Annotated in this window: 26 protein-coding genes; 8 read left to right on the top strand and 18 right to left on the bottom strand. The window is 68.4% G+C overall.

The window, feature by feature from the left end; genetic code table 11:
* The first annotated feature begins 97 nt into the window (after positions 1 to 97).
* The 3 genes from NX02_RS04630 to NX02_RS04620 all read left to right on the top strand — a co-directional run bounded on the left by NX02_RS04630 (position 98) and on the right by NX02_RS04620 (position 2,295).
* The gene (locus NX02_RS04630) at positions 98 to 754 is read left to right on the top strand and encodes an alpha/beta hydrolase (protein WP_025291026.1); all 657 of its coding nucleotides are present in this window, start codon (positions 98 to 100) and stop codon (positions 752 to 754) included.
* A gap of 264 nt (positions 755 to 1,018) precedes the next feature.
* Positions 1,019 to 1,483, top strand: a complete 465-nt coding sequence (locus tag NX02_RS04625) for a MarR family winged helix-turn-helix transcriptional regulator (RefSeq protein WP_025291025.1) — start codon at positions 1,019 to 1,021, stop codon at positions 1,481 to 1,483.
* Positions 1,480 to 2,295, top strand: a complete 816-nt coding sequence (locus NX02_RS04620; protein WP_025291024.1) for an NAD-dependent epimerase/dehydratase family protein — start codon at positions 1,480 to 1,482, stop codon at positions 2,293 to 2,295. The genes NX02_RS04625 and NX02_RS04620 overlap by 4 nt, the downstream gene beginning before the upstream one ends.
* Positions 2,296 to 2,350: 55 nt before the next feature.
* On the opposite strand, the gene NX02_RS33525 is transcribed toward NX02_RS04620, so the two are convergent.
* Genes NX02_RS33525 through NX02_RS04605 form a run of 3 tightly spaced genes read right to left on the bottom strand, consistent with a single transcriptional unit; the run spans position 2,351 to position 5,126 of the window.
* Positions 2,351 to 3,013, bottom strand: coding sequence for a UPF0149 family protein (locus NX02_RS33525; RefSeq protein ID WP_025291023.1), 663 nt, complete (start codon positions 3,011 to 3,013; stop codon positions 2,351 to 2,353).
* Positions 3,014 to 3,054: 41 nt separating this feature from the next.
* On the bottom strand, positions 3,055 to 4,230 hold the full coding sequence (locus NX02_RS04610) for an MFS transporter (RefSeq protein WP_025291022.1): 1,176 nt from the start codon (positions 4,228 to 4,230) through the stop codon (positions 3,055 to 3,057).
* Positions 4,227 to 5,126, bottom strand: coding sequence for an NAD-dependent epimerase/dehydratase family protein (locus tag NX02_RS04605; protein WP_025291021.1), 900 nt, complete (start codon positions 5,124 to 5,126; stop codon positions 4,227 to 4,229). The genes NX02_RS04610 and NX02_RS04605 overlap by 4 nt, the downstream gene beginning before the upstream one ends.
* A gap of 94 nt (positions 5,127 to 5,220) precedes the next feature.
* Here NX02_RS04605 and NX02_RS04600 point away from each other — a divergent pair, with 94 nt between their 5' ends.
* Positions 5,221 to 6,129: a LysR family transcriptional regulator gene (locus NX02_RS04600; RefSeq protein WP_025291020.1), complete on the top strand. Its 909-nt coding sequence runs from the start codon at positions 5,221 to 5,223 to the stop codon at positions 6,127 to 6,129.
* A gap of 362 nt (positions 6,130 to 6,491) precedes the next feature.
* On the opposite strand, the gene NX02_RS04595 is transcribed toward NX02_RS04600, so the two are convergent.
* The 4 genes from NX02_RS04595 to NX02_RS04580 all read right to left on the bottom strand — a co-directional run bounded on the left by NX02_RS04595 (position 6,492) and on the right by NX02_RS04580 (position 10,745).
* A complete protein-coding gene (locus NX02_RS04595) occupies positions 6,492 to 7,496 on the bottom strand; it encodes an LLM class flavin-dependent oxidoreductase (protein ID WP_025291019.1) in 1,005 nt (334 codons plus the stop codon).
* A 70-nt stretch (positions 7,497 to 7,566) separates the two neighbouring features.
* Positions 7,567 to 9,147, bottom strand: a complete 1,581-nt coding sequence (locus tag NX02_RS04590; RefSeq protein ID WP_025291018.1) for an EAL domain-containing protein — start codon at positions 9,145 to 9,147, stop codon at positions 7,567 to 7,569.
* A 171-nt stretch (positions 9,148 to 9,318) separates the two neighbouring features.
* Positions 9,319 to 10,434, bottom strand: a complete 1,116-nt coding sequence (locus tag NX02_RS04585) for a hypothetical protein (protein ID WP_158013912.1) — start codon at positions 10,432 to 10,434, stop codon at positions 9,319 to 9,321.
* Entirely contained in the window at positions 10,431 to 10,745 is a 315-nt protein-coding gene (locus tag NX02_RS04580; RefSeq protein ID WP_025291016.1) for a PadR family transcriptional regulator, read from the bottom strand. Before NX02_RS04580 ends, NX02_RS04585 begins: the two co-directional genes overlap by 4 nt.
* Before the next feature lie 93 nt (positions 10,746 to 10,838).
* Here NX02_RS04580 and NX02_RS32205 point away from each other — a divergent pair, with 93 nt between their 5' ends.
* A complete protein-coding gene (locus NX02_RS32205) occupies positions 10,839 to 10,979 on the top strand; it encodes a hypothetical protein (RefSeq protein WP_158013911.1) in 141 nt (46 codons plus the stop codon).
* Between the two features lie 109 nt (positions 10,980 to 11,088).
* Here NX02_RS32205 and NX02_RS04575 read toward each other — a convergent pair whose 3' ends face one another.
* The 6 genes from NX02_RS04575 to NX02_RS04550 all read right to left on the bottom strand — a co-directional run bounded on the left by NX02_RS04575 (position 11,089) and on the right by NX02_RS04550 (position 18,082).
* Entirely contained in the window at positions 11,089 to 12,759 is a 1,671-nt protein-coding gene (locus NX02_RS04575) for a DUF885 family protein (protein WP_025291015.1), read from the bottom strand.
* A 57-nt stretch (positions 12,760 to 12,816) separates the two neighbouring features.
* Positions 12,817 to 13,986 (bottom strand): pyridoxal phosphate-dependent aminotransferase, encoded by a 1,170-nt coding sequence (locus NX02_RS04570; protein ID WP_025291014.1) that lies wholly within the window; start codon positions 13,984 to 13,986, stop codon positions 12,817 to 12,819.
* Positions 13,987 to 14,252: 266 nt separating this feature from the next.
* On the bottom strand, positions 14,253 to 15,602 hold the full coding sequence (locus NX02_RS04565; protein ID WP_025291013.1) for an amidohydrolase family protein: 1,350 nt from the start codon (positions 15,600 to 15,602) through the stop codon (positions 14,253 to 14,255).
* A complete protein-coding gene (locus NX02_RS04560; protein WP_025291012.1) occupies positions 15,599 to 16,984 on the bottom strand; it encodes a metal-dependent hydrolase family protein in 1,386 nt (461 codons plus the stop codon). Before NX02_RS04560 ends, NX02_RS04565 begins: the two co-directional genes overlap by 4 nt.
* A gap of 136 nt (positions 16,985 to 17,120) precedes the next feature.
* Positions 17,121 to 17,597, bottom strand: coding sequence for a VOC family protein (locus NX02_RS04555; RefSeq protein WP_245648763.1), 477 nt, complete (start codon positions 17,595 to 17,597; stop codon positions 17,121 to 17,123).
* Positions 17,594 to 18,082 (bottom strand): MarR family winged helix-turn-helix transcriptional regulator, encoded by a 489-nt coding sequence (locus tag NX02_RS04550; protein WP_025291010.1) that lies wholly within the window; start codon positions 18,080 to 18,082, stop codon positions 17,594 to 17,596. Before NX02_RS04550 ends, NX02_RS04555 begins: the two co-directional genes overlap by 4 nt.
* A gap of 117 nt (positions 18,083 to 18,199) precedes the next feature.
* On the opposite strand from NX02_RS04550, the gene NX02_RS04545 reads away from it, so the two are divergent.
* On the top strand, positions 18,200 to 19,576 hold the full coding sequence (locus NX02_RS04545; protein ID WP_025291009.1) for a sodium-dependent transporter: 1,377 nt from the start codon (positions 18,200 to 18,202) through the stop codon (positions 19,574 to 19,576).
* Between the two features lie 28 nt (positions 19,577 to 19,604).
* Entirely contained in the window at positions 19,605 to 20,765 is a 1,161-nt protein-coding gene (locus NX02_RS04540; protein ID WP_025291008.1) for an aminotransferase class V-fold PLP-dependent enzyme, read from the top strand.
* Positions 20,766 to 21,017: 252 nt separating this feature from the next.
* On the opposite strand, the gene NX02_RS04535 is transcribed toward NX02_RS04540, so the two are convergent.
* From NX02_RS04535 to NX02_RS04515, 5 genes are all read right to left on the bottom strand, one after another.
* On the bottom strand, positions 21,018 to 22,130 hold the full coding sequence (locus tag NX02_RS04535) for an alpha/beta hydrolase (protein WP_025291007.1): 1,113 nt from the start codon (positions 22,128 to 22,130) through the stop codon (positions 21,018 to 21,020).
* A gap of 67 nt (positions 22,131 to 22,197) precedes the next feature.
* On the bottom strand, positions 22,198 to 22,416 hold the full coding sequence (locus NX02_RS04530; protein ID WP_039996406.1) for a hypothetical protein: 219 nt from the start codon (positions 22,414 to 22,416) through the stop codon (positions 22,198 to 22,200).
* A 104-nt stretch (positions 22,417 to 22,520) separates the two neighbouring features.
* Positions 22,521 to 23,300 (bottom strand): sulfite exporter TauE/SafE family protein, encoded by a 780-nt coding sequence (locus tag NX02_RS04525; RefSeq protein WP_025291005.1) that lies wholly within the window; start codon positions 23,298 to 23,300, stop codon positions 22,521 to 22,523.
* 7 nt (positions 23,301 to 23,307) lie between these two features.
* Entirely contained in the window at positions 23,308 to 23,826 is a 519-nt protein-coding gene (locus NX02_RS04520) for a rhodanese-like domain-containing protein (protein ID WP_025291004.1), read from the bottom strand.
* Positions 23,827 to 23,830: 4 nt separating this feature from the next.
* Positions 23,831 to 24,145: an ArsR/SmtB family transcription factor gene (locus NX02_RS04515; protein WP_025291003.1), complete on the bottom strand. Its 315-nt coding sequence runs from the start codon at positions 24,143 to 24,145 to the stop codon at positions 23,831 to 23,833.
* A 71-nt stretch (positions 24,146 to 24,216) separates the two neighbouring features.
* On the opposite strand from NX02_RS04515, the gene NX02_RS04510 reads away from it, so the two are divergent.
* On the top strand, positions 24,217 to 25,092 hold the full coding sequence (locus NX02_RS04510; protein WP_025291002.1) for an MBL fold metallo-hydrolase: 876 nt from the start codon (positions 24,217 to 24,219) through the stop codon (positions 25,090 to 25,092).
* The last annotated feature ends 58 nt before the right edge of the window (positions 25,093 to 25,150 follow it).

Raw genomic sequence — 25,150 nt, 5'->3', positions numbered from 1 at the left:
TTACAGGGACGACGTCTCTATATAGGCTGCCGCGCGCGTGCACAGCCCCGTGCGCATCCGGCCGTTCCCGGCCCGGTCAGTCTTGATAGCAGGTTCGATGCCCGAAGTAATTTTCCCCGGCCCGGAAGGGCGTCTCGAAGGCCGTTTCAACCCAGGTCCCCGTCCGCGCGCGCCGCTGGCGATGATCCTCCACCCGCACCCCCAGGGCGGCGGCACGATGAACAACCGCATCGTGATGGCGCTGTACCAGACCTTCGTGAAGCGCGGCTTCGCGACGCTGCGCTTCAATTTCCGCGGGGTCGGCAAGAGCCAGGGCGTGTTCGACAATGGCGTCGGCGAGCTTTCCGACGCTGCGTCGGCGCTCGACTGGGTCCAGTCGATCCATCCCGAGGCGCAGTCGACGTGGATCGCCGGCTTCAGCTTCGGCGCGTGGATCGGCATGCAGCTGCTGATGCGCCGCCCGGAAATCCGCGGCTTCATCTCGATCGCGCCGCCCGCGAACATGTATGATTTCACCTTCCTGGCGCCCTGCCCCTCGTCGGGCATCATCATCCAGGGCGACGGCGACGAGGTGGTCACGCCCGGTGCCGTGCAGAAGCTGGTGGACAAGCTGCGCACGCAGAAGCACATCACCATCCACCACGACACCATCCCGCGCGCGAACCATTTCTTCGAGCATGAGATGGTCGACCTGATGGGCTCGGTGGACCGCTATCTGGATATGCGGCTCGACCCGAACTGCCCGATCCGCTGATCGGACGCCAATGACGGGAAGGGGCGGTGCCGATGGCGCCGCCCTTTTTCATTGAGGCCGCCTATATCGGGGACACAATACTAAACTCTGAGCGGCGGACATCCTCTATTTCGGGGACATAATACCAAACTCCGCACCGCAGCGGGCGCCGGCATCGGCTCGCATGAGTTTCGTATTATGTCCCCGAAATATGGCGCATCGGCCGTAGGCGGCAACGGGAACATCGCGCTTGACAATATGTTTGCCTCCTAACATTATTGTCAGGTGCCTAACAAACTATCCACCCCCGGATCCGACCGTGACGCTCTCGGTGCCTGGGCGAAGCGCTGCTATTTTGCCGGGCGCGCGATGATGGAGGATGCGCTGCGGCCCCATGGGCTCGGCGCGACGCAATATTATGTGCTGCACCACCTCGCCACCGCCGGGCCGACGATGCAGCGCGATCTGGTGCTCGCGCTGCAGATCGAGCGCGCGACGCTGAGCGCGATCATAACCGCGCTCGTCGGCAAGGGACTGGTCCGGCAGGAGCCGGACAGTGTCGACCAGCGCCAGAAAAAACTGCGGCTGACCGCCGGGGGCGAGCGGCTGTGGCATGACCTGCCCGATCTCGGCTTCATCCGCGACGCGGCCTTCGCCGGCATTCCGGATGCCGACATCGCCATCGCGGTGCGCGTGCTGCGAACCGCAACCGAGCGTCTCGACCGGCGCCTCAACGGAGAAACCGCATGACCATTCTCATCACCGGCGCCACCGGCCTCGTCGGCGAACGGCTGCTGCCCCGCATCGCCGCGACGCGGGGGGACTGCCGCGTGCTCGTGCGCGGCGACCGGCAGATGCCGGCAGGCGTGTCCGCCATCGAAGGCGATCTGCTCGATCCCGAATCGCTCGCGCAAGCCGTCAGCGGCGTTTCGGCGATCGTCCATCTCGCCGCGGTGTTCCGCACCAGCGACGACGCGCTGATCTGGAAGAGCAACCGCGATGGGACCAAGGCGCTGATCGCCGCCGTGCAGGCGCATGCGCCGACCGCACGCTTCGTCATGGCGAGCACGGCGCATGTCTATGACCGGACCAGTCCGCATCCCGGGCGGGAGACCGACATCGTCGCGCCCGACCTCGCCTATCCGGCGAGCAAGGTCGCCGCAGAAGAGGCGCTGCGCGCGAGCGGCCTCGTCTGGTCGATCCTGCGTTTTCCGTTCGTCTATGGGGATGGCGACGGCCATCTGGCGATGCTGCCCGCGCATCTCGATGCCTTCGCCTTCCACCCCGCGCAGCGGATGAGCACGGTCCACCACCGCGACATCGCCGCCGCGGTGGACATGGCGCTGGCCGGTCGCTTCGACCGCCGTACCGTCAACATCGCCGACGAGGCGCCGACCACGATCTACGAACTCGTCCGCCTCGCCGGCGGCACCATGGCGTCGTCATCCGCAGCCATGGAGAATCCCTGGCATCTCCATATCGACGCGGCGCTGGCCCGCGGCCTCGGCTTCCAGCCGACGGTGCGGACCGTCCATCAGGCCGTCGCCGAGGAGCTGGTCTAGGCTACCCCGTCCCCCGACGCCCCGCGCGACGAACCACGCGCAAGACACGGCTTCCCTAAGCCGCCGCTCCACAGCATTTCTTGTACTTCTTCCCCGATCCGCACGGGCAGACGTCATTGCGCCCGACCTTGCTGCTGCGCACCGGTTCGCCGCGCGGCAGCAGCGGGCCGATACGGTCGACGCGCAGCGCGTGCAGGCCGGCGACCAGTTCGGGGATGATGGCCTCCGCCTCGTCGATCAGTTCGGGATCATAATCCTTATAGTCGGGGTCGATCGCCACCATCACCAACTGTCCGAGATCGCCGAACATCACCGCGACGTCGGGATCGTCGTCATGGGCAAGCGCTTCCCATGCCTCGCCGCGCGCCGACAGGCCGCGGTGGAAGCCATCCATCCAGGCTTCCCACAGGACGGCCTCGTCGCTGTCGATCGCGTAGATCGGCTCGAACAGATCGCGCGCGATCGCGGCGCGGACATCGGCGGCGTGGCGGACGAACAGTTCCTGGATGCGGGCCAGTTCGGCATCGTCGAACGACGTCGCGGGATCGACATCGTCCGCGACGAGCCCCATCCAGTCTTCGGGCGGGATCGGATCGGGGCTGAGCGCCACCGCCGCGAGCAGCCCGTCGACGCCGCTCAGCAGCAACGCCTCCGAGTCCTCGGGAAACTGCAGCAGCAGCTCTTCCAGTTCCAGCAGATGAGGCGGTAGCGAAGCCATGGTGCACGTCCTGCGATCGATCCTGCCGCCCCTTTAGCGCATCAGCACGGCCGCGCCACCGCGCGTTGCGAGCCGGCGTCGGCCGCCGTCATGCCCAGCAGCAGCAGCAGCGAGGCGATCGCCATCCCCGCGCCCGCCACCGCCACCGCCGGATAGCCGAGCCCCGCACCGATCACCGCGCCACCCACCGCGGCACCCAGCGCATTGCCCAGGTTGAACGCGCCGATGTTGGTGGAAGACGCGAGGTTGGGGGCATCGCCCGCCGCCTGCATCACGCTGAGCTGCAGCGGCGGGATCAGCGCGAAGGTGGCCACACCCCACAGGAAGATCGAGATCGCTGCGGGCACCGGCCAGTGCATCGTCACCGCGAACGCCAGCAGCAGCACGGCGAGACTCACCAGCCCGACGATGGTCGTGCGTCGCACCGATTTGTCCGCGGCACGCCCGCCCAGCCAGTTGCCCAAAGTCAGCCCCAGGCCGAACACCACCAGCATCGCGCTGACGAACGCGGTGGAGGCGTGCGTCGCATCGCGCAGGATCGGCGCGATATAGGTGAAGACGGTGAACATCGCGCCGGATTGCAGCATGGTGACGCCGAGCGCGGTCAGCACCCGGCGATCCGCCATCACGCGCAGTTCCCGCCGCACGTCGATCTCGCCAGCGCCCGCCACCTGCGGCAGCGCCTTCGCCAGCGCCAGCATCACCAGCACGCCCACCGCCGCGATCGCGAAGAACACCGCCCGCCAGCCGACCGCCTCGCCCACCCATGCCGCCGCCGGCACGCCGAGCACATTGGCGATGGTGAGCCCCATGAACATCGCCGCGACCGCCCCCGCGCGCCGATCGGGCGCGACCACGCTCGCCGCGACGATCGAACCGACGCCGAAGAAGGCGCCATGGGCGAGCGACGTCACCACCCGCGCGAACAGCAGCAGGCCATAGCTGCCCGCCAGCGCCGACAGCAGGTTGCCGATCGTGAAGATGCCCATCAGCGCGATCAGCAGCGTCTTGCGCGGCATCCGCGTGGTGCCCAGCGTCATGAACGGTGCGCCGAGCATCACGCCCGCCGCATAGCCGCTGACCAGCAACCCCGCGACCGGAATGGAAACGCCGAGGTCCGCCGCCATCCCCGGCAGCATCCCCATCGGCGCGAACTCGGTCACGCCGATGCCGAAGGCGCCGAACGACAGCGCGACGATCGCGGGGTTGGATTTCATGCCGCGCCCGCCGGCGCCAGCGCTGCGCGGATCCACGCCTCGGCGGAGTCGTGCTTCGGCGCCCAGCCGAGCGCCCGCGCGCGGTGCCCGCGCACGCGGCTGTTGGACCCAAGCCCGAACACCGCCATCTCGCGGCCCCAGCGCGCCACCGCCGCCTCGCCGTCCATCGGCTGCGCATCGCCCAGCCCCAGCGTCTCGCCGATCGCCTGCACCATGTCCCGGAACGCGGATTCGCCGCTCTCGACATAGGCGAAGGTGCCCGCGGGCGCCTTTTCCAGCGCGAGCAGATAAAGGTCCGCCACGTCGGCGATGTGGACGGTCGACCAGCGGTTGAGCCCGCGGCCGATATGCCGCGCGACGCCGGTCTCGCGCGCTTGCGCGATCAGCCGGGGCAGTTGCACGCTCGCCGCGTCGGGGCCGATCGGGTCGCCGTAGATCAGGCTGTTGCACAGCACGATCGAGCGGATTCCGGGCGCATCGCGCACCGCGCGGTCAAGCGCGACGCGCGCGACCTTGTCGGGCTCGGGCGCGAGCGGCGCGGCTTCGTCGAACACCGCGTCGGAGGGTTCGCCCATCGCCTCGTCGCCGACGATGCTGGTGCCGCTGGTATGGATCAGCACCTTGCCGCTGCCCGCCAGCGCGCCGATCAGCGCGTCCGCGGCACCGCGATCGTCGCTGCTCGCGGCGTTGATCACCGCGTCCGCCGCCGCCGCCTCGCGCGCCAGCAGCGCATGATCGTCGAGCGTGCCCGACACCGGCGCGATACCGAAGGCGCGCACCGCATCCGCCTTGGCCGCGGACCGCACCAGCCCGCGCACCTCGTGCCCCGCCTGCACCAGCCGGGTGGCCACGGCGCCGCCGATGAAGCCGCTGGCGCCCGTCACGAAAACCTTCATTCCTGCCTCCATTCGAACTGGCGCATAGATGGACCGGACGGCGCGCGCGGATTAGAGGCGGAGGTCGCGAAGCATCTTTGACTGGAAGGCACAGATGATCGGACAAGGCGGCGACCGGCCGGGCGAGATGGACATCTTCGTGCGCGTCGCGCGCACCGGCAGCTTCTCGGCAGCGGCGCGCGAGCTGAAGCTGACGCCGTCGGGCGTCAGCCGGGCGATCGCCCGGCTGGAGGCGCGGCTCGGCATCCGCCTGATGATCCGCACCACGCGGACGATCAGCCTGACGCCGGAGGGCGAGACCTACCACCGCGCCGCGCTGCGCATCTTGCGCGACATCGACGAGACCGAGCAGGCGATCGCCGAGCAGGCCTCACCGCGCGGGCGGCTCAGGGTCAGCGTCGCCTTCACCTATGGACAGCTGGTGATCGTGCCGCTGCTCAGCGACTTCCTCGCGCGCTACCCCGAAATCCTCGTCGACATCAGCCTCAGCGACACCGTGATCGACCTGACCGAGGGCCGCGCCGACGTCGCCATCCGGGTGGGGCCGCTGGCGGACAGCGGGCTGATGGCGCGGCGGCTGGGCGGCAGCATGCGCAGCATCATCGCCTCCCCCGCCTATCTCGCCCGCCACGGCACGCCGAGGCAGCCGGAGGATCTGCTGCGGGGCCACAACTGCCTCGGCTTCAATTTCCGCCGTACCCGCCCCGGCTGGCCGTTTCGCCGCGACGGCCGCGATTTCGAGCTGATGGTCACCGGCAATGTCGAGGCCAACAATGGCGATACCGTCGTCCAGCTCGCCCGCGACGGCGTTGGCATCGCCCGTGTCGGCAGCTTCCATATCCAGGCGGACCTGGCGGCGGGCCGGCTGGTGACGCTGCTGGACGACTATAATCCCGGCGACCATGAACCGTTCCACGCGCTGTTCGTCGGCGGCGCGACGATCCCGGCGCGGGTCCGCGTGTTCGTGGATTATCTGGCGGAGCGGTTGATGGGCACCGTTTAGCCCCTCCTCTTCAGAGGCTATGGCATTCACACATCAGGGCGGAGGGCCGAATGTTCCTCCCCGAGCTCTGCTCGGGGAGGGGGACCGCCGGCGAAGCCGGTGGTGGAGGGGCTGGCTCGGACCTGCTCGCTCGTGCCGTAGAGAGATCAAATGCTTCGGCGCCGGCCCCTCCACCACGCGCTGGCGCGCGCGAGTGGGGTTGGATTGCCCCCGGCAATCCAAGATCGTGCCGGGGGCACGATCGACCCCATCTCGCCCCCTCCCCGTTCCGGGGAGGACATATCTGCGCGCTCGTCCTGCAGTGTGTGAATCCGATAGCCCCTAAAAGGGAGGGGCTTGTTTCCTCCAACGCCACCGCTGTCCTACGCCGCCACCGCGGTCCGCAGGTCCGCCGCAGCCTCGCCGATGATCTCGAACGAGCGCAGCCGCTGCTGATGGTCGTACACGTCGGAAACGATCATCAGCTCGTCCGCACCCGTTTCCTCGATCAGCCGCGCGAGGCCGTCGCGCACGGTCTGGCGCGAGCCGACCACGGTGCGTGCCAGCATCTGCCGCGCCTGCGCGCGTTCGGCGGGGGACCAGTAGGTTTCGATATCGTCGATCGGCGGCTTGCTGAGCCCGCGCGCCCCGCGGAACAGGTCCGCGAACGACATCTGCTGCGTCGTCGCGAGGCGCTTCGCCTCCGCGTCGGTCTCCGCGGCGATCACGTTGACGCCCACCATCGCATAAGGGCTCGCAAGCTGTTCGGAGGGCTCGAAGCGGCGGCGATAGATCGACAGCGCCTCCATCAGCAGGTCCGGCGCGAAGTGCGAGGCGAAGCCATAGGGCAGGCCATAGGCCGCGGCGAGCTGCGCGCCATAGGTGGAGGAGCCGAGGATCCACAGCGGCACATGCGTGCCCGCCGCGGGCACCGCCTGCACGCGCTGGCCGGGGTCCAGATCCGCGAAATAGGCCTGAAGTTCGCGCACGTCCTGCGGGAAGGTGTCGGTGCCGGACAATGTGCGGCGCAGCGCCCGCACCGTCACCTGGTCGGTGCCGGGGGCGCGGCCCAGCCCGAGGTCGATCCGGCCGGGATAGAGTCGTTCGAGCGTGCCGAACTGTTCGGCGATGACGATCGGCGCATGGTTGGGCAGCATGATGCCGCCGGCACCGATGCGGATCCGGCTGCTGCCCGCCGCGATATGCGCCAGCACCACCGATGTCGCCGCGCTGGCGATGCCGGGCATGTTGTGATGCTCGGCCACCCAGAAGCGCGTATAGCCCCAATTCTCGGCATGCGCCGCAAGGTCGCGGGCATTGTCGAGCGCCCCGCGCGCGTCGGTTTCCTGGGTAACGCGGACGAGATCGAGGATCGAGAAGGCGGCCATCGGCGAACTCCGTTTCAGCTGGCCACTGATCTATGTACGCCACCCCCGTATTGCCAGAGGCGCGCGATGATCAGGCCACCGACCGCAGCGTGCTCGGCGGCACGCCGCCGTTGCACTGGTGATGGAAGGACATGAAGGCATCGGCGGGCAGTGCAGGCGAATAGAGCCAGCCCTGCGCGAACTGCACGCCGGCGTCGCGCAGATAGGTCGCCTGCGCCTCGGTCTCCACCCCTTCGGCGACGATGGTGATGCCCAGGCTGTGCGCCATTTCGATGATGTGCGGCGTGACCACGCTGGTCGCGGCATTGCGGCCGATCGCGTCGATGAACGACTTGTCGATCTTCAGCCCGTCCAGCGGCAGCGCCTCCAGCAGCGACAGGTTGGAATAGCCCGTGCCGAAATCGTCGATCGCGACGAGGTGGCCTGCGGCGCGCGCCGTCTCCACCGTGCGCCGCGCGGCCGGGGTGTTGATGAAGCCGCGCTCCACCGCCTCGATCCAGATCTGCGCGGGCTGGATCCCCGAGCGCTCCAGCGCCTGCGCGAGCACCGGCAGGAAGCGCCCGCTGTCGAAATCCTCCGCGGCGATGTTGATCCCGACATGCACCGAGCGGTCGGCGTTGAGCATCGGCGACAGATCCTCGACCACCCGCTCGATCATCAGGTCGGTCAGCGCCGCGATCAGCCCCGTCTTTTCCGCCAGCGGGATGAACAGGTCGGGCATCGCGTGCGCGCCATCCCGGAGGGGCCAGCGGATCAGCGCCTCGGCTCCCACGCACCGGCCGCTCGCCAGGTCCATGATCGGCTGGTAATGGGCGACCAACTCGCGCTTGCGGATCGCGACTGCCAGCGCGTGATCGGGTGAAAGCCGGAGCCGCGCCGCCCAGGCGATCAGCCCGATCAGCATCATGGACACCAGCAGCGCGATGGGCAGCAGCGCCAGGCGCTCCTGATCGATCCGCCCCAGGAAAGACGCGCGATCTGCGATAGCGAACGCGACCAGCTGGTTGTCGTGCACCGCGACGAACAGGCGGTTGTCGTCCGCTCCCTCGGTCACGCCCGTCACGATCTGGTGGAAGATCCCGGCATCGACCGCACCGGCCGCGGCGATCAGGCGCCCCTCCTTGGTGGCGATGCCCAGCGTGATCGGCCGATTGGTCAGCACATCCACCAGCCGCTCGCGCGCGATCAGTACATTGTGACTGCGATGGCTCAGCACCGCCACCGCCCCGGCGCCGCTGACCTGCGGTTTCACGCTGGCGAAGAGCGCGAAGCCGCCGGGGCGTATCTGATCGGGCGTGCCATAGAGGACCAGCGTCTCCACCGTGCCCCAGCTCGTACAGACGAGCCGGCCGTTCCGATAATAGCCGACCTCGTCGATCACCGGATTGTCGACCGCGAGTTGGCGCATGCGGGCGATATGCCCCGGCGAGCACCCCTGCCAGCGCTCCTTCTCGATCGCGCGCAGCCCCTGTTCCGCCTGCTGGAGATTCAGGTTCGCGCCGCGCATCGCCCGGCGGGCGTTGGCGGCCAGAGAATCCTGTTCGGCCCGCAGCGCACGCGTCTCCGCCACATGCGCCGCAACGACGAGAGGCGCAATGCCGGCGCAGACCGCCAGGACTGTCGCGACGAACAGGATCTTTCTTCTGCGCATGCAGCCGCACCTTGGGCCCGGTGGGCGCGGCTGCGCAAGGGCAAGCCGGTGCTGCGCAGCCGCGGATGGGCCGGCATTGGACCTAATCTTGGGGGGGGCAACCGCCTCCCCGCCGAGCGACGGGAGCGCGCGATCAACGGGAGGCGCGGAGCCGCCCCGGCCAACGCTCCGCTAGCATGGCGTGATCGGAACGGTTCGGCGCCGGCCCTGCCACCACCGCCGTTCGGCAGCGGTCCCGCTTTCCGACGCCGGCCGCCGGGGAGGAAGATCGCTTGCCGCGACGCCGCCGCGCGCGCGCTTGCCCGGCAACCCCGCCAGCGACAGCGCGTAGCCGATGATCGCGCTGCCGCCATAGCCGACGAGCGGCGTCGGATAATCGCCCAGCGCCGCCGCCAGGATGATCGCGATCCACACCGCGCCGAACACCACGTGCAGATCGCGGTCGCGCGGGCCGGCGCGCCAGCCGAGCACGGCCGGCAGCAGCATCACCGCCAGTCCGCCGATCACCGCCACCCCCGCCAGCGGGTGGACCGCGAAGGATGACCCGATGATCCGGTCGACATAGGGCATGGCCGGCTGGGTATCGGGCCGCAGCATCGTCACCAGAAAGGCCGCCGCCGCCGCGGCGAGCGCCGCTGCGCTCCACGCCCCGAACCGGCGCAGCGCCATCACCAGCATCGCCGCCGCGAGCGCGCCCGCCATCGCCCGGTCGGGCTGCGCGGCAAGCACGCCGGCAAGCACGATCATCGCCGCGGCCGTCACGCCGTTGCGCTCTCGCGCGAAGCCGAGCGTGGCCAGCGGCACCAGCATCAGGCTGGGCTGGACGATCACCCCGCCCAGCGCCAGCCAGCGGGTTGCGCCGTTCACGCTCACGCCAAGCGGCAGTGCGAGAAGCAGGAGCAGCGCCGCCCCCGCCGCGCCGGCCATCGCCCGCAGCCGTGGGGCCAACACCGCGGCGACCGCCAGCCCGACGATCAGCGCCGCGAGGTTCATCTGGATGTAGCGCAACGGCGCGCCGGCGATCGCGAGATAGGCCAGCCCCGATGCGGTGGCGACGACTGCGCAGACCGCCGCCGTCCGGCGCGGGCGCGCGCCGGCACCCGCCAGGATGGCGCGGCCGGATGCGAAGCCCAGGCACCCGAATGCGAAGCGCAGTGCCGCCCCGCCATCGCCGATCGCCGCCACCTCATGGCGCATCGCCTGCCCCCATTCGCGCATCTCACCCGGCAGCAGGCGCGCGGCAAGACGGACCATGGCGACGGCGAGCAGGCGCAAGCACGCAGTCATCGGGCGGGGGTTCCCGAAAGCGGGGCATGGCCGCGCTGCGGCGACGCAACCGGGTTCTGGAGCGCGAACCGGCGGCCGGCCGGCGTCAACCGATAGGCATGCCGCGCCGGCCGCCCCGGCTCCGCGGGCGGCATCCACTGCGCCTCGAGATGGCCCTGCGCCTCCAGCCGGATCAGGATCGGATAGAGCGTGCCCGATTTGACGCCGGACAGGCGCGCGAGGTCATAACCGTGCGACCAGCCCTCCCCCGCCTCCACAAGCAGTGCAAGCAATGTCCGCGTCGCGGGCGAAGGAGATCGGCTTCGGGTCATGCGCAATAAGTCTACTTATATAGAATTAGAGTCAATCCCCTTGCAAACCGGGCATAGACGCGCTAGAACAAATAGAGAACGATGGAGGCCAGGATGATCCTCGACGCAATTCCCGGACGGAAGCGGAAGTTCACCCGACAGCGGCGCGACCGCCCCGAACCGCGCGCCTTCGGCGAAATCGCCGCTGGCCTTGTCGCGCGGCTGGCGGAACGGGCGGGGCCGGTTGTTCACTAGGGGCTCGGGGCAGGAAAGTATCGCTGCCCCATCGCGGTCGCACATCGGCGCTGGCGCCAGCGACGTCCTCCCCAAGCAAAGCTCGGGGAAGAAATGATGGCGCCCGGCCTCAATCTCGGTCGCGCAGCGTCCTTATCTCGCTGTCGTCGCCCGTCATCTCCCAGCGGATCAGCGCGATCGGGATCGAACCGGCGGCGCGGAAAGTGTCGTGGAAGCGCTTGATGTCGAAGCCGTCGCCCTCGTGCATCGCGACGTCGGCCAGCAGCTTTTCCAGTTCCAGCTTGCCCATGTAATAGCCGATGCCATAGCCCGGCTGGCGCAGGTAAAGCTCGATATCGAACTGCGCCACCGCGTCGCCCGGCTTCATCCATTTGGGCGTGCGCGCGATCAGCGAGGCGTTGGCCTGCTTCCACGTCCAGTCGTTGGACTGCATCCTGAGTTCGGGCAGGATCCGCGCGGCGCGCTTTGCGCCGAGGATATAATCCATCTCGCGCGTCTTCGGCCGATCCGCCAGCATCCCCGCCTGCAGGATGAATTCCTCCAGATAGAAGGCCCAGCCCTCGTTGCGCAGGCCGTTGACGAAGAACAGCCGCTGCTGCCCACGGATCGGCCGCGTGTCGCGCGCCGCCTGCAGCGCGTCGAAGGCGTGGCCGGGCAGGTTGTGCGCGCGCAGCGGGCGGCCGTCGCGGAACTCGCTCTGGAAGAAGAAATGGAGGTTCAGCGGCGGGTCGAACAGGCCGGGCCGCGACGGATCCTTCTCGAAGGGGAACATATAGGGCCCCTCTTCCGGATCGTGCTTCACATAGTCAGGGATCGTCATCCACTGCCCGTCGCGCAGGAAGCGCAGCAGGTCCGCATCCTCCCCGGCGCGCTTGGCGTCGAACGCTTCGCGGGTCTTCACCGGCTCCGGCATCGGAATCGCGCGGTTGCGATGTTCCTCGATCTTCAGGAACGCCACCTGCCGCTGATATTCGCGCTCGCCGAGAAGCTCGATCTGTTCGGGCGTGTAGGGCAGCAGCAGCACGTTGCGCAGATACCAGGCATAATTGTCGCGCCCGACGCCGCCATGCGCGGGCAGCCCGGCCTCGATGCCCTCCAGCCAGGCCTTGAACGACGCGGCCGCCGCCTGCGCGCGCTTCGCCGGCGCCACCAGCGACGGCTGCACCCTGGCGGCCGCCGCGGCGAGCTCGCCATAGACGTTCACCTCGACCTGCTTCTGCGCGATGGCGAGGCGGGCGAGGTCGCCGCGCGCGTCGGTCAGGTTCGCCCGTGCCTGCCGCAGCGCCTCGGGCACCGCGTCCAGCCGGCGGGCCAGCTCGGCCGCCTTCTCCGTTGCGATCGGCAGCGTCGGGATGGCGATCGCGCCATGCATCTTCGGGCCGAAGCCGAGATTGGTGGTGGAATAGAAGGCCGGATCGCGCTTCCACGGCTCGACGACGCGGTGCTGGAATTCCATCCCGCGCATTTCGGCGCGTACGACCATGTAATCGACGCGTTGGGCGATCGGCCATGCGCTGTCGTCGATCGCCGCGAGCCGCGCCTGGAAGCGCTGCAGTTCGGCAGAGTGCCGCGCCATCGCCGGCGGCGAATAATCCGGCACGTCCTTCACCACCGGCGGCGGTACGAAGGCGCGAAACGCCTGATAGAGCGCAACCAGCGCATCATAGCCGGCAGGGGCCTGCGCAGTCTGCGCGGCGACGGGAGCCCCCGCCCCCGTCGCCGCCGCAGCCATCGATGACACCGCGAGCAGCGCGGCCGCGAGACGCAGTGTGATCCTCATCGATGGTCCCCCCAAAAGGATGCGGCCCCCGCCGCCATGTGTCCGGGCGTGCCGGTATCAGAGCGTGTTGAAGAAGCGCGTCAGCCGGTCCATCGCCTCGACCACCCGCGCCTCGGATTCCGAGCCGAAGCACACGCGCAGATGGCCCTCGCCGGCGGGCCCGTAGAAGCTGCCCGATTCGACCACGACATGCGCCTCGTGCAGGATCTTCATCGCCAGATCCTGCGACGCGTGGCCGGTGCCGCTGATGTCGGGAAAGGCATAGATCGTGCCCTGCGGCTCGGCGCAGGTGACGCCCGGCATCTGGTTGAGCGCCTGGACGACGATGTCGCGCTTGCGGCGATCCGCCTCGACCATCGCCAGCATCGCATCCTGCGGCCCTTCCACCGCGGCGCGCGCGCCTTCCTGGATGAACACGTTGACGTGGGTGACGTCGGTCATCGCGAGGCGCAGGATCGCCGGCATCAGCCTGGCGTCGGCGGTCAGATAGCCGATCCGCCAGCCGTCCATCGAATAGGCCTTGGTGAAGGCGAAGCAGGTGATCGTGCGCTCGCGCATGCCGGGCAGGCTGGCGATGCTGACATGCTCGGCGGCGCCATAGGTGATATATTCATACACCTCGTCGGACAGCACGAGCAGGTCATGCTCGATCGCGAGGTCGGCGACCTGCTGCAGCTCCTCGTGGGTGTAGACGCGGCCGGTGGGGTTGGCGGGGTTGACCAGCACGATCATCCGCGTGCGATCGGTGATCCTGGCGGCGATGTTCGCCTTGGAGATCGCGAAATCATTGGCCTTGTCCAGCGCGGCGAACACCACCTTGCCGCCGGCGAGCTCGGTCTTGCCGATATGCTGCGGATAATAGGGATCGAGCAGGATCACCTCGTCGCCCGGATCGACCGCGGCCATGAACGCCGCGAACGAGGCGTGGGTCAGCCCGTTGGTGACGAGCACCTCGTCCACGCCATAATCCAGCTTGTTGAAGCGGCCGAGCTTCTCGACCAGCGCCTGGCGGAACGACATGGTGCCGCGGAAATCGCCATAATGGACGATACCGGCATCGAGCGCCGCCTTGGTCGCCTCCTTGATATGTTCGGGCGTGTCGGCGTGCGGGCGGCCGAACTCTAGGTGAATCAGGTCGACGCCCGCGGCATCGAGCTTGACGGCTTCGTCATACATGCCGAAGCTCTTGCGCGAACCTGTCTGCAGGCGCTGTGCCGGCCACTTCATATTCGGTCTCCGATTCCAGTTCCACGCATAATTGCGTGAAAATGGGACATTTCAAGATTAAAATTGATTGGGGTGAAGTGCTCCGTTTTTCCTCCCCGAGCTCTGCTCGGGGAGGGGGACCGCCGGCGCAGCCGGTGGTGGAGGGGCCAGCGCCTAATTATCTGATCACATTATGATGAAACGGCGGGCTCCGAGCCGGGGCCTCCACCATTTGCTACGCAAATGGTCCCCCTCCCCGACGCAGCGCGCCGGGGAGGAAAGGAACGTCAAAAATTCCGCCGCCGCTTCTGCGCGCCGCCCGCCATCGGCAGCTTGTCCTCATCCACCAGCGCGCCTGCCTTGATCACCGCGACGATCGCCTTGGCGTTGTTGATGTCCGCGGTCGGATCCGCGCTCAGCAGCACCGCATCGGCGATCTTGCCGGGTTCGATCGAGCCGAGATCCTCCTCGCGGCCGAGATGGCGGGCGCTGTTCAGCGTCGCCATGCGGATGATCCGCGCGGGCGCCACGCCCGCCGCCTGCATCAGTTCCATCTCGCGATGCACCGCGGGGCCGACCGACTGGTCGGTGCCGATCGCGATGATGCCGCCGGCGGCGTCGATCTGGCGCAGATTTTCCTGCGCGATCGGCGTCATCAGCTTCATCCACCACGTCCAGCTCCGCGCCTTCCACTCCGCGAGCGTCTTGCTCTTCAGCTCGGCGATCTGCGCCTTGCTGTAGGCGGCGGCGTAGAGCGGCTGGTCGAGATATTCGGGATGCTCGACGAGGCGGCTATAGCCCTCTCCGATCGTCAAGGTCGTCGCCATCGGCGTCTTCTTCGCCGCCATCAGCCGCACGAAATCGGCGCTGATCGGCCCCTGGATCACCGGATGGGCGAGGCTGTCGACGCCGGCATAGATCGCCTCGGTCGCGCGCAATTCGCTGGAGGTGTGCGCGGTCGTACGGATGCCGTGCGCGTTGTAATAGTGGATGATCTCCTGCATCAGGTCGACCGGCAGCAGCGGGATCATCGGGCGCGATCCCCAGCCATGTTCTTCCAAGGTCAGCTTGACGATGTCCGGCTTCTGCTCGGCGATATGCTTGTCGAGCGCGGGCTTCGCCTGCGGCCAGCTATCCACCTCGATCGCCATCGCCGCGCCGTGGCTGCCCGGATAGGTGACGAGATTGCCGGTCGCCAGGATCCGCGGCGACAATATCTTGCCCGCGCGCTCCTCGGCACGCAGCGTCAGGATGAAGTTCGCATCGTTGCCCGCGTCGTAGATGGTGGTGACGCCCGCATAGAGGAAGCTCGCCAGCGCCTGCACGCCCTGGTCGTGGTTCTTGTCGGGGTTGTAGGGGCCGCCGAGATGGATGTGGACGTCCATCAGCCCGGGCATCAGGTAGCGCCCGGTGCAGTCGACATGCTTTCCGGCCACGCCCTTCGCCGCGACGGTCGGCGCCACCAATGTGAAGCGGCCATCGTCGATCGCCACCGTCATGTTCTTCCGGACCGGCCGGCCGGTGCCGTCGACGAGCGTGACATTGTCGAGCACCAGCGGCTCGGCGAACGCGGTCGCGGGCAGGGCGAGCGTGGCGACGGCGCACAGCGCGCAGCGGATGAACGTCTTGATCTTCACTGGATGACCCCCGTCGGCTGGCCGCCGCGCTTGAAAACGATGCCGTCGCGCATCACGAAATCCACGTCGAGCACGGCGCGGATGTCCTTCAGCGGATCGCCGTCGAGCGCGACGATGTCCGCCGCCAGGCCGGGCGCGATCCTGCCGCGATCCTCGAGGCCGCCGGCCGCGGCGGCGTTGACGGTGCCCGTCTTCAACGCCTCCATCGGCGTCATCCCGGCCTCGACATATTCCAGCATCTCGTAACCGTTGGTGCCGTGCGGGGCGATGCCGTTGTCGGTGCCCAGCGCGATCGGCACGCCGAGGCGGATCGCCATCCGCACCATCTTCTTGGGCTGGTCGCCCAGCTTGTAGAGCTTGGCGAGCGAGTTCGGCGCGAGATCCTTGAACGGCCCCTGCCGCACCTTTTCCGGCGTGTCGCCCACCCAGGTGATCGGCCAGACGGTGGGGATCAGCCAGGTGCCGTGCTGCTTCATCAGCTTCAGGCTTTCCTCGTCCGCCCACATCGCATGTTCGATCGAGTCGTAGCCGGCGCGCACCGCGGCATCGATACCCGCCTTGCCGTGCGCGTGCGTCGTCACCTTTCGGCCCATCGCATGGCCGGCGTCGACGATCGCCTTCAATTCCTCGTCGGTGAACTGCTGGCCGGTGCCGGCATCCGATTCGTCGAGCACCCCGCCCGTGACATGCACCTTGATGACGTTCGCGCCGAACTTGATCGCATCGCGCACCGCGCGGCGGCAATCGTCGGCGCCGTCGCACACGCCGGGGCGGTGCTGCGATTCCATCAGGTCGCGGCGCAGGCCATGGACGTCGGCATGGCCGTTGGTGGGGCTGATCCCCTCCCCCGCCGCGACGATCTTGGGGCCGGCGACGATGCCGTCGCGCACCGCATCGCGCAGCGCGAACAGCGAGTCGCCCGGCGAACCGAGATCGCGCACCGTCGTGAACCCCGCCATCAACGTGCGGTTGGCGTTGGCATAGGCGTTGATCGCGAAATATTCGGGGCCCTCGCGCAGCCGCGTCATCGGGCTGCGCGCGGCGCCGCCGGAGCTCAGATGGACGTGCATGTCCATGAAGCCGGGCAGCACGAACCGGTCCTTGAGGTCGATCACCGCGGTGCCCGCAGGCAGCCCCAGCGCCGCCGCGTCGGCATAGCCGCGCTGCACCGAACGCACCGTACCGTCCTGCGTGACGATGGTCGCCTCGGCGATCGCCGGCTGGCCGGGCACCGCGAGCAGATGGCCGGCATGGATGATGGTGGCCACGGCGACCGGCGCGGACGGATGCGCGGGCGTGCCCGGCACCGGCGTGGTCTCGGCCGGCGCGGCGCCGGCGACAAGGAGGGCAAGCGCACTCGCGCCCGCCAGACGAAGAAGCATGATAACGACCCCCGCTTGGTACGGCTGCGCGGACGCTATCGCGGATCGGGACGAAAGCAAATATGAAAATGAATATGAATGTGAGATTTGGAGAGGGGATCAGCCTCTTTCCTTCAGGGGAGGGGCTAAACGTCCCTCACTCGATCCACTCGAAGAACTCGATCGTATAGCCTTCCGGATCGCGCACCTTGAACTCGATCGTCAGCCCGCCGCCGCCGCTCTGCAGCCCCTCGCCGGTGCCCGGCACCTGGTAGCGGAACAGCCGCTCATGCCATTGCTGCAGGACGCGGGTCTGGATGGAGAGGATCGCACCCTTGTTGGTGCCGGCGATCGGCTGCTGGCTGCCGAAGCCCTCGCCGACCAGCGCGAGCTGGCTGCCCTGATGGACACGGAACAGGCTGAGCCCTTCGAAGGCGAGGATCTTTTCGAACCCGATCACCCGTTCGTACCAGTCGGTCGCCGCCGCGAGATCCCGATAATAGAACATGGTCAGCACCCCGTCGATCGACGGGATCGGCAGGCGCTCGGTCATCGGCGTCGGCATGGCGGCGTGGCTGGCCGGGGCGGTCTGGGCATGGCCGCCCTTAGGGCCAAGCGGGAGCGCCGCTGTCAATCATACAGTTCGATGTTCTGCTCGATCAGCCGCAACGTCTCGCGCAGCGCCTCCAGCCGCGCAGGATCGAGCCCGTCCAGCGCCATCTTCTCATGGCGATAGGCGGATTCGCGGATGCTGTCGAAGGTCTCGGCGCCCTTCGCCGTCAAGGTGATGTCCGTCATCCGCGAATCCCCCGCGGAGGTCTGCCGGGCGACCATTCCGTCCTGCTCCAGCTGCACCACGACGCGGCTGACCGTGGGCTGTTCCATCAGCGTATGTTCGACGATGCCGCTGATGCTGAGCGTGCCGAAGGAGCGCAAAACGCTCAGCACGCGCCATTGCGAAAGATTGATGCCGATCGATTTCAGCCGCCCCTGCAGTCGGACGTTCAAACGATTGGTCACGCGATAGAGTTGATACGGCAGATAATCATCCATCCACCGGTCGCCGGCAACGAGCGTCTTGGTGGCGACGGAGCGCGCCGGTCGTGAGTCCTTGGCCATGAAAACGCGATCCTTCATCCTCTCGTCCGCGTCAATCTCATGTCGCCGCGACAAAATCTATATGCAAAAGGATATATATTTGCATATAGACCGATCGGTGACGAACAGGGGAACGGCATGACGGACGCAGGCGACGGCGCGAATCGGGAGGTCTGGACCTCCAAGCTCGCCTATCTCTATGCCACCGCCGCGGCAGCGATCGGGCTGGGCAGCCTCTGGCGCTTTCCCTATGTCGCCGGCGCCAATGGCGGCGGCGCCTTCGTCATCCTCTACATCCTGTTCGTCGGCATCATCTGCCTGCCGATCATGATCGGCGAGATGGCGGTCGGCCGCCGCGGCCATGGCAGCGTGATCGGCAGCATGCGCCGGCTGGTCGCCGCGGAGGGCGCCTCCCGCGCCTGGCTGGCGATCGGCTGGCTCAGCCTGACCATCCCCTTCTTCGGCCTCTCCTATTACAGCGTCGTCGCCGGCTGGGGCGCCGACTATGCGCGGCTGGCGATCGCGCAGGGCTTCACCGGCATCGACGCCGACGGCTCGCGCGCGCTCTTCGAGGAACTGATCGGGTCGCCGTGGCGGCAGGTCGCCTTCCAGGGCGCGTTCATCGCGGCGGTGGCGTTCGTCGTCGCCCGCGGCGTGCGGCGCGGGATCGAGCTGGTCTCGAGGATCAAGATGACCGCGCTGTTCGTCGTGCTGCTCGGGCTGGTGCTCTACAATGCGGTGACGGTGGGCCTCGGCCCCGCGCTCGACTTCCTCTTCTACCCCGATTTCAGCCGGATGACCGGCACCGGGGTTCTGACCGCGCTCGGCCAGGCGCTGTTCTCCACCGCGATCGGCGTGGGCGTGCTGATGACCTACAGCGCCTATCTGCCCAAGGGCGTCTCGCTGCCGCAGTCCGCCGCGCTGGTTTCGGGATCGGTGATCTTCATCGCGATGATGGCAGGCCTCGCCATCTTTCCCTCGGTGCTGTTCTACGGGCTGGAGCCGACCGAGGGCCCCAACCTGATCTTCGTGACATTGCCCGTCGCCTTCGGCGGCATGCCGGGCGGCCGCATCGTCAGCATCGCCTTCTTCTGCCTGATCGCGCTGGGCGCCTTCACCACCGCGGTCGGCATGCTCGAACCCGTCGTCGCCTGGCTGATCGAGCGCACCGGCTGGCGCCGCGGCCCGCTCGCCTGGCTGACCGCCGCGGCGATCTACGCGGTCGGCCTGCCCTCGATGCTGTCGTTCAACCTGCTGAAGGACGTTCATCCGCTCGGCTTCCTGCCGCCCTTCGCCGGCAAGACCTTCTTCGACGTGCTCGATTTCGGCATTGCCGACCTGCTGCTGCCGCTGAACGCGCTGCTGATCGCGCTGTTCGCGGGCTGGGCGATCCGCCGCACGATCACGCCGGCCGAAACCGACCTGTCGCCCACCGGCTATCGCGTCTGGCATTTCGCCGTCGCGATCGTCGCCCCCGCCGCGATCGTCGGGCTGATGATCCACATCCTGGCGTGACCCTTTCCTTCTCCGGAGTGCCTGTCCCGTGCCCCTGATTGCCGATCTCGCCGCGATCCGCGCGCGCTTCGCGTCGCTGCCCGACCTCGCTTATTTCAGCAGCGGCTCCTACGGCCTGCTGGCGGACAGCGTCCGCGCGGCGATGGTGCGCTATCTCGACGATCGCGTGGCGAGCGGCGCGGACTGGGGCGAATGGGTCGGCCGGCTGGAAAAGGTCCGCGGCCAGGTCGCGGCGCTGTTCGGCGTCGATGCGGACGAGATCGCGATCACCGCTTCCGCCTCCGCCGGCATCAACGCGCTCGCCAGCGCGATCGACTTTTCGGGGCCGCGCAACACGGTGGTGCTCTCCAACTTCGAATTTCCGACCAGCGCGCAGATCTGGCACGCGCAGGAAGGTGCCGGCGCCCGCATCGTCCATGTCGCCGAGGCGCCCGAAGGCATCGTTCCGCTCGATGCGTTCGCGCAGGCGATCGACGAGAGCACCGCCGTCGTCGCCATCTCGCACATCTGCTACCGCCATGGCGGCAAGATCCCCGACGCCGATATCCGCGAGATCGTCCGCATCGCCCATGCGCGCGGCGCGATCGTGGTGCTGGATTGCTACCAGTCCGCCGGCTCCGAACGCATCGATCCGCGCGCGCTGGGCGTGGACGCGTGCGTGGGCGGCATGCTCAAATATCTGATCGGCACCGGCGGCATCGGCTATCTCTACGTCCGCCGCGGCCTGATCGAGACGTTGACGCCGCGCACCACCGGCTGGTTCGCGCAGGCAAAACCGGACGCGATGGACATCTTCGCCAACACCCCCAGCCCCACCGCGCGGCGTTTCGAGGGCGGCACCCCGCCGGTGCCCAGCCTCTACGGCGCCGGCGCCGGACTGGACATCATCCTGGACCTCGGCATCGACGCGATCGGCGCGCACGTGCAAGCCATCACCCGCCTCGCGCTCGACCGCCTCGCCGCCGAGGACATCGGCGTGACCACCCCCGACGACGACGCCCGCCGCGGCCCGCTCATCGCGATTCCCGCGTCGGACGAGACGCGGCTGGTGGAACTGCTGGCGGCGGACAAGGTCATCACCTCCAGCCGCGACGGGAAGATCCGGGCGGGGTTCCATTTCTACAACGACGCGGACGATGTCGAGCGGCTGGTGCGCGCGCTGGTCAAGCACCGGGCGTTGCTGGGATAGAAAGCCCGCGCGGCCGCTTCTTGCCCCTCGCCCCTACGGGGAGAGGGAAAGGTCCGCGCAGCGGACCAGGGAGAGGGGCAGTCGCGCCACGCGTAAAGGTCTGACGGGTTCGCGACCGAAGGTGCCAAGCCCCCAAACCACGACGCAACGCGCGACTCCCCTCTCCCCGGAGGGGAGAGGGAGCGCGGCGGCAGCTCCTTCCTCATCCGTACATGATCTGTGTGCCCGATAGCGCCCTTCGCGGGAGAGGGCCTACGGCGCCACATCCCCCGCCTTCGCGGCGATCGGCCGCGCATAGGTCACCAGCGTCGTCAGCAGCTTGCCCGGTTCCTCGCTGGTGATGTGATGCCCCGAGCGTTCGAACCACACGAGCCGCTTAGCCGGCGCCTTCACCGTGGCGAACCATTCGGCCGCCACCGTGCTCGACACGTTGATGTCGTGCCGGCCAAGCAGCAGGATCAGCGGCGTCTCGAGGCTGCGGACGGTCGACAGGTCGGTGGCGAGGATGGCGGGAAGCAGCGCCTGGGTCACCGCCGGCTGGCCCTTGAAGGCGTTGCGCACATCCTCGTCGCTGTATTCGGGTGACAGCCTGAACGCGGCCGCCTCGAAATCGCCGCCCGTCCGCCGCCACGCGGCACCGCCATAATGGCCGAGCCATTTGCGCTGGAGCATGATCGCCGGCACCGGGATCGGTGCCCGGCCCTCGGCATAAGGGGCAATCGATTCGAGGTCGCGGATCGCCGCCCGGTTGCCGTCGGCGCGCGCCTGCGCCATCGTCCACGCCCAGCCGCGCCGCTCGCTCTCGGGGCCGTCGACCGCCTGCCCCATGCCGATATAGGCGTGCAGCCAGTCGGGGTGCGCCGCCGCCAGCTTCAGCCCCAGCACGCTGCCCCAGCTATGCCCGAGCACGAACAACTTGCGCTTGCCGAAGCGCTTGAGCGCCCATTGCACCACCTCCTCGGCGTCCGCCTGGAAGCGCTCGGGGGTCAGGCTCGCGGGGTCGCTCGCGCCGCTGGCGGTGAAGGTCTTGCCGGCGTTGCGCTGGTCCCAGTGGATGACGGTGAAATATTCGTCCCACCCGCGACCCCACCACCAGTCGAGCGGCATTTCGACGAAGCCGGGGCCGCCGTGGAAATAGATCAGCACCGGGTTGCGCAGATCCTGGCTGCGGATCGAGACGAGCTGGTCGATCCCGCCGACGCGGATCGTCTCCATCGCCTGCAGCCCGTCCGGGCTGACGATCCTGCGCAGGTCGGCGATGATCTTTACCGCCTCCTGCCGATCGTGCGGACCCACCGGCGGCTGTGCGGCGGCGGGCGCCGCGGCCAGCGACAGCAGCGCGAGCAGTGCAGGGGCTTTGGTCATCCTGTCCTCGCTTTCCTGGGTAGCGTGAGCCTGTGCAATATACTGCACCGCTTCGAAAAGCCACCGGTCAGCCGCCGTTCGCCGCCCGGCGCAGCCCGAGCCAAGGCGGCAAATGGAACAGGCTCATCAGTGCATACATCGCCGTCATCGCGTCGATCGGGACGATCCCGGCGCCGCCGCACAACGCCGGGCGCGACGGGTCCGCCGCGGTGGCCAGCGCCATCAGTGCGAAGGCGGGTGATGCCGCCAGCCCCAGCCAGCGCGCTGCCGTAGACGCCATTGCCATGCTTGCCCTCCGCCCGGTGATCGCTGGCGCCGTTCTACGCTGCGCGACCGACGCAAGGGAGTGACAATGCTGGCGGGTTTCGGCTCGTCGCCACGCATCCGGCATCATATCGAAGAGGCAACGACATAGCCGCCCACCGCGATGACCACGCCGGCGAAGCCCCACTCCAAAAGTCCCTTGTGGTTACCGAGCTTCCGCCCGAGCGCGTTACCGGCAATCGTGCCGGCCACGCCCCCCGCCACCAGCAGCGCCGTCACGCCCCAATCGACCAGCCCGGACGCCGCATAGGAGGTGGCGGTCGTCAGCCCGAGCGCGCTGACGACGACCAGCGAGGTGCCGATCGCGGAGCGAAGCGGCATCGCCGTTGCGAGAACCAGTCCCGGCACGATCAGAAAACCGCCTCCGATCCCGAAGAAGCCGGCCGCCAGCCCGACGCCCAGCCCGATGGGGATCAGCCGGGGCAGCAGGACCGCAGCGCTGTTGCGGGTAAGGCGAACGTCGGGGGCGTCGGCCGTGCGCCGCGCGCGCAGCATCGACAGGCCGACGCCGATCATCAGCATACCGAACAGGATGAGCAGCCGCTTGCCGTCGAACGCCTTGCCGAGTTCCGCCCCCAGCGCCGCGCCGACCATGCCGGCGATGGCGAACACCGCCGCGCAGCGCCACTTGATCCGCCCCGCGCGGGCATGGCCGACCAAGCCGGCAAGCGCGTTGACCGTCACCGCGACCGCGGCGGTGCCGATCGCGGCGTGAGGCGACCCGACGCCGACGACATAGATCAGCAGCGGCACCGCCAGGATCGACCCGCCGCCGCCGACGAGGCCGAGGATCAGGCCGATCACCCCGCCCGAGACGAGGGCGGCGAGGATGGCGGTCATGCCCATCACGGCCTCAGGCGGCCGCGCGCCGGTTCCACGGCATGACGCGCAGCAGGTTCGCCATCCCGCACCAGCCCGTCAGGCCCGCAAACATCAGCCCGGCGCCGACGAACGCGGCCAGGCCGAAGAAGGCGGGGGCAACCAGCAGCCCCAGCAGTACGCCGGCCAACACCAGGGCGCCGGCGGCGATCTGCACCTGCCGCATGATTTCCAGCGGCTGCGACCGATCGACGACCGTCGCCTGCCCCGCGTCGCGCCACGCATCGATGCCGCCGGACATGATATAGGCGGGAGCACCGGCCGCGGCAGCCGCGAGGCGCGCTGCATTGGCAGCGGTCCGCATCCCCGACTTGCAGTGGAACACCACCGGGCGTCCGTCGCGTGGCAGATCGTCGATCCGGTCGATCGGCACGTTCACCGCGCCGGGGATGCGCTCGCGGGCATGCTCGTCGGCACCGCGAATGTCGACCAGGCGCGCGCCGGCACCGATCGCGGTGCGGGTTTCGGCGGGAGAAAGGGCAGCGGGCGTCATTGCATCACTCCTTGCAGTAGAGTTGATAGAGGGTGGCAAGCAGCGTTTCGACGCGGGGGTCCGCGATCGCGTACCAGAGCGTCTGGCTCTCGCGCCGGTAGGTGACGAGGCCTTCGTCGCGCATCTTCGCCAGATGCTGCGAGCAGGCCGATTGCGACAGGCCGACGTCGCGCGCGAGGTCACCGACCGTCATTTCGCCATGCTCGACGAGCTTGCACAGCAGCATGAGCCGCCGGGCATTGCCGATCGCCTTCAGGGTAGCGGCCACATGCTCTGCCTTCGTTTCGAACGTCGCCAGGTCCATCGGCGGCTTCAGCATCGTCGCTTCTCCATTAGTGATTGCTTATGTAGCATATGCTAATATATATGCAAGGCACAACGGAGACGATCATGACCCAGCCCCTCATCGAGGCCTTTTTCGACGCGACGACGAACACGATCAGCTATCTGGTGGGCGACCCCGCGACGCGGACCGCGGCGGTGATCGACCCGGTGCTCGACTTCGACCTTGCCAGCGGATCCGCCGACACCCGTTCCGCGGAGCGGATCCTCGCCTTTGCGCGCGCGGGGGACTGGCGGATCGCGATGGTGCTGGAAACGCATGCCCACGCCGACCATCTGTCGGCAGCCCCGTTCATCAAGGCGCAGACCGGCGCATGGATCGGGATCGGCGCACATATTCGCGACGTGCAGACAATCTTCCGCCCGGTCTTCGCGATGGAGGATCTGAAGACAGACGGCTCGGACTTCGACCGGCTGTTCGAGGACGGCGACCGGTTCGCGATCGGCGCGCTCGAGGTGGAGGTGCTGCATGTGCCCGGCCACACCCCTGCCGACGTCGCCTATCGGATCGGCGATGCGGCGTTCGTCGGCGACACGCTGTTCATGCCCGACTATGGCACCGCGCGCGCCGACTTCCCCGGTGGCGATGCGCGCACGCTCTATCGCTCGATCCGCCGGCTGCTGGCGCTGCCCGGCGAGACCCGGCTTTTCATGTGCCACGACTATAAGGCGCCGGGGCGCGACGATTATCGCTGGGAGACGACCGTGGACGAGCAGCGCCGGTCGAGCGTGCATGTCCATGACGGCGTCGGCGAAGATGCGTTCGTCGCCATGCGCCGGCAGCGTGATGCGGGCCTGTCCGTACCGAAGCTGCTGCTGCCCTCGATCCAGGTCAACATCCGTGCGGGCCATTTCCACGCAGCGGCGGCGAACGGCGTCACCTATCTCCGCATCCCGGTGACGTGGCAGACGCACGGCGCGTAACCGAACCGGCGCATTCCCGGATCGCTGCAGGCGCTTGCCATCGCGGCGTCGTCCGGAC

This window comes from Sphingomonas sanxanigenens DSM 19645 = NX02 (genome assembly GCF_000512205.2).
Lineage (GTDB): Bacteria > Pseudomonadota > Alphaproteobacteria > Sphingomonadales > Sphingomonadaceae > Sphingomonas_D > Sphingomonas_D sanxanigenens.
This window is presented reverse-complemented; position numbering and strand designations above follow the sequence as displayed.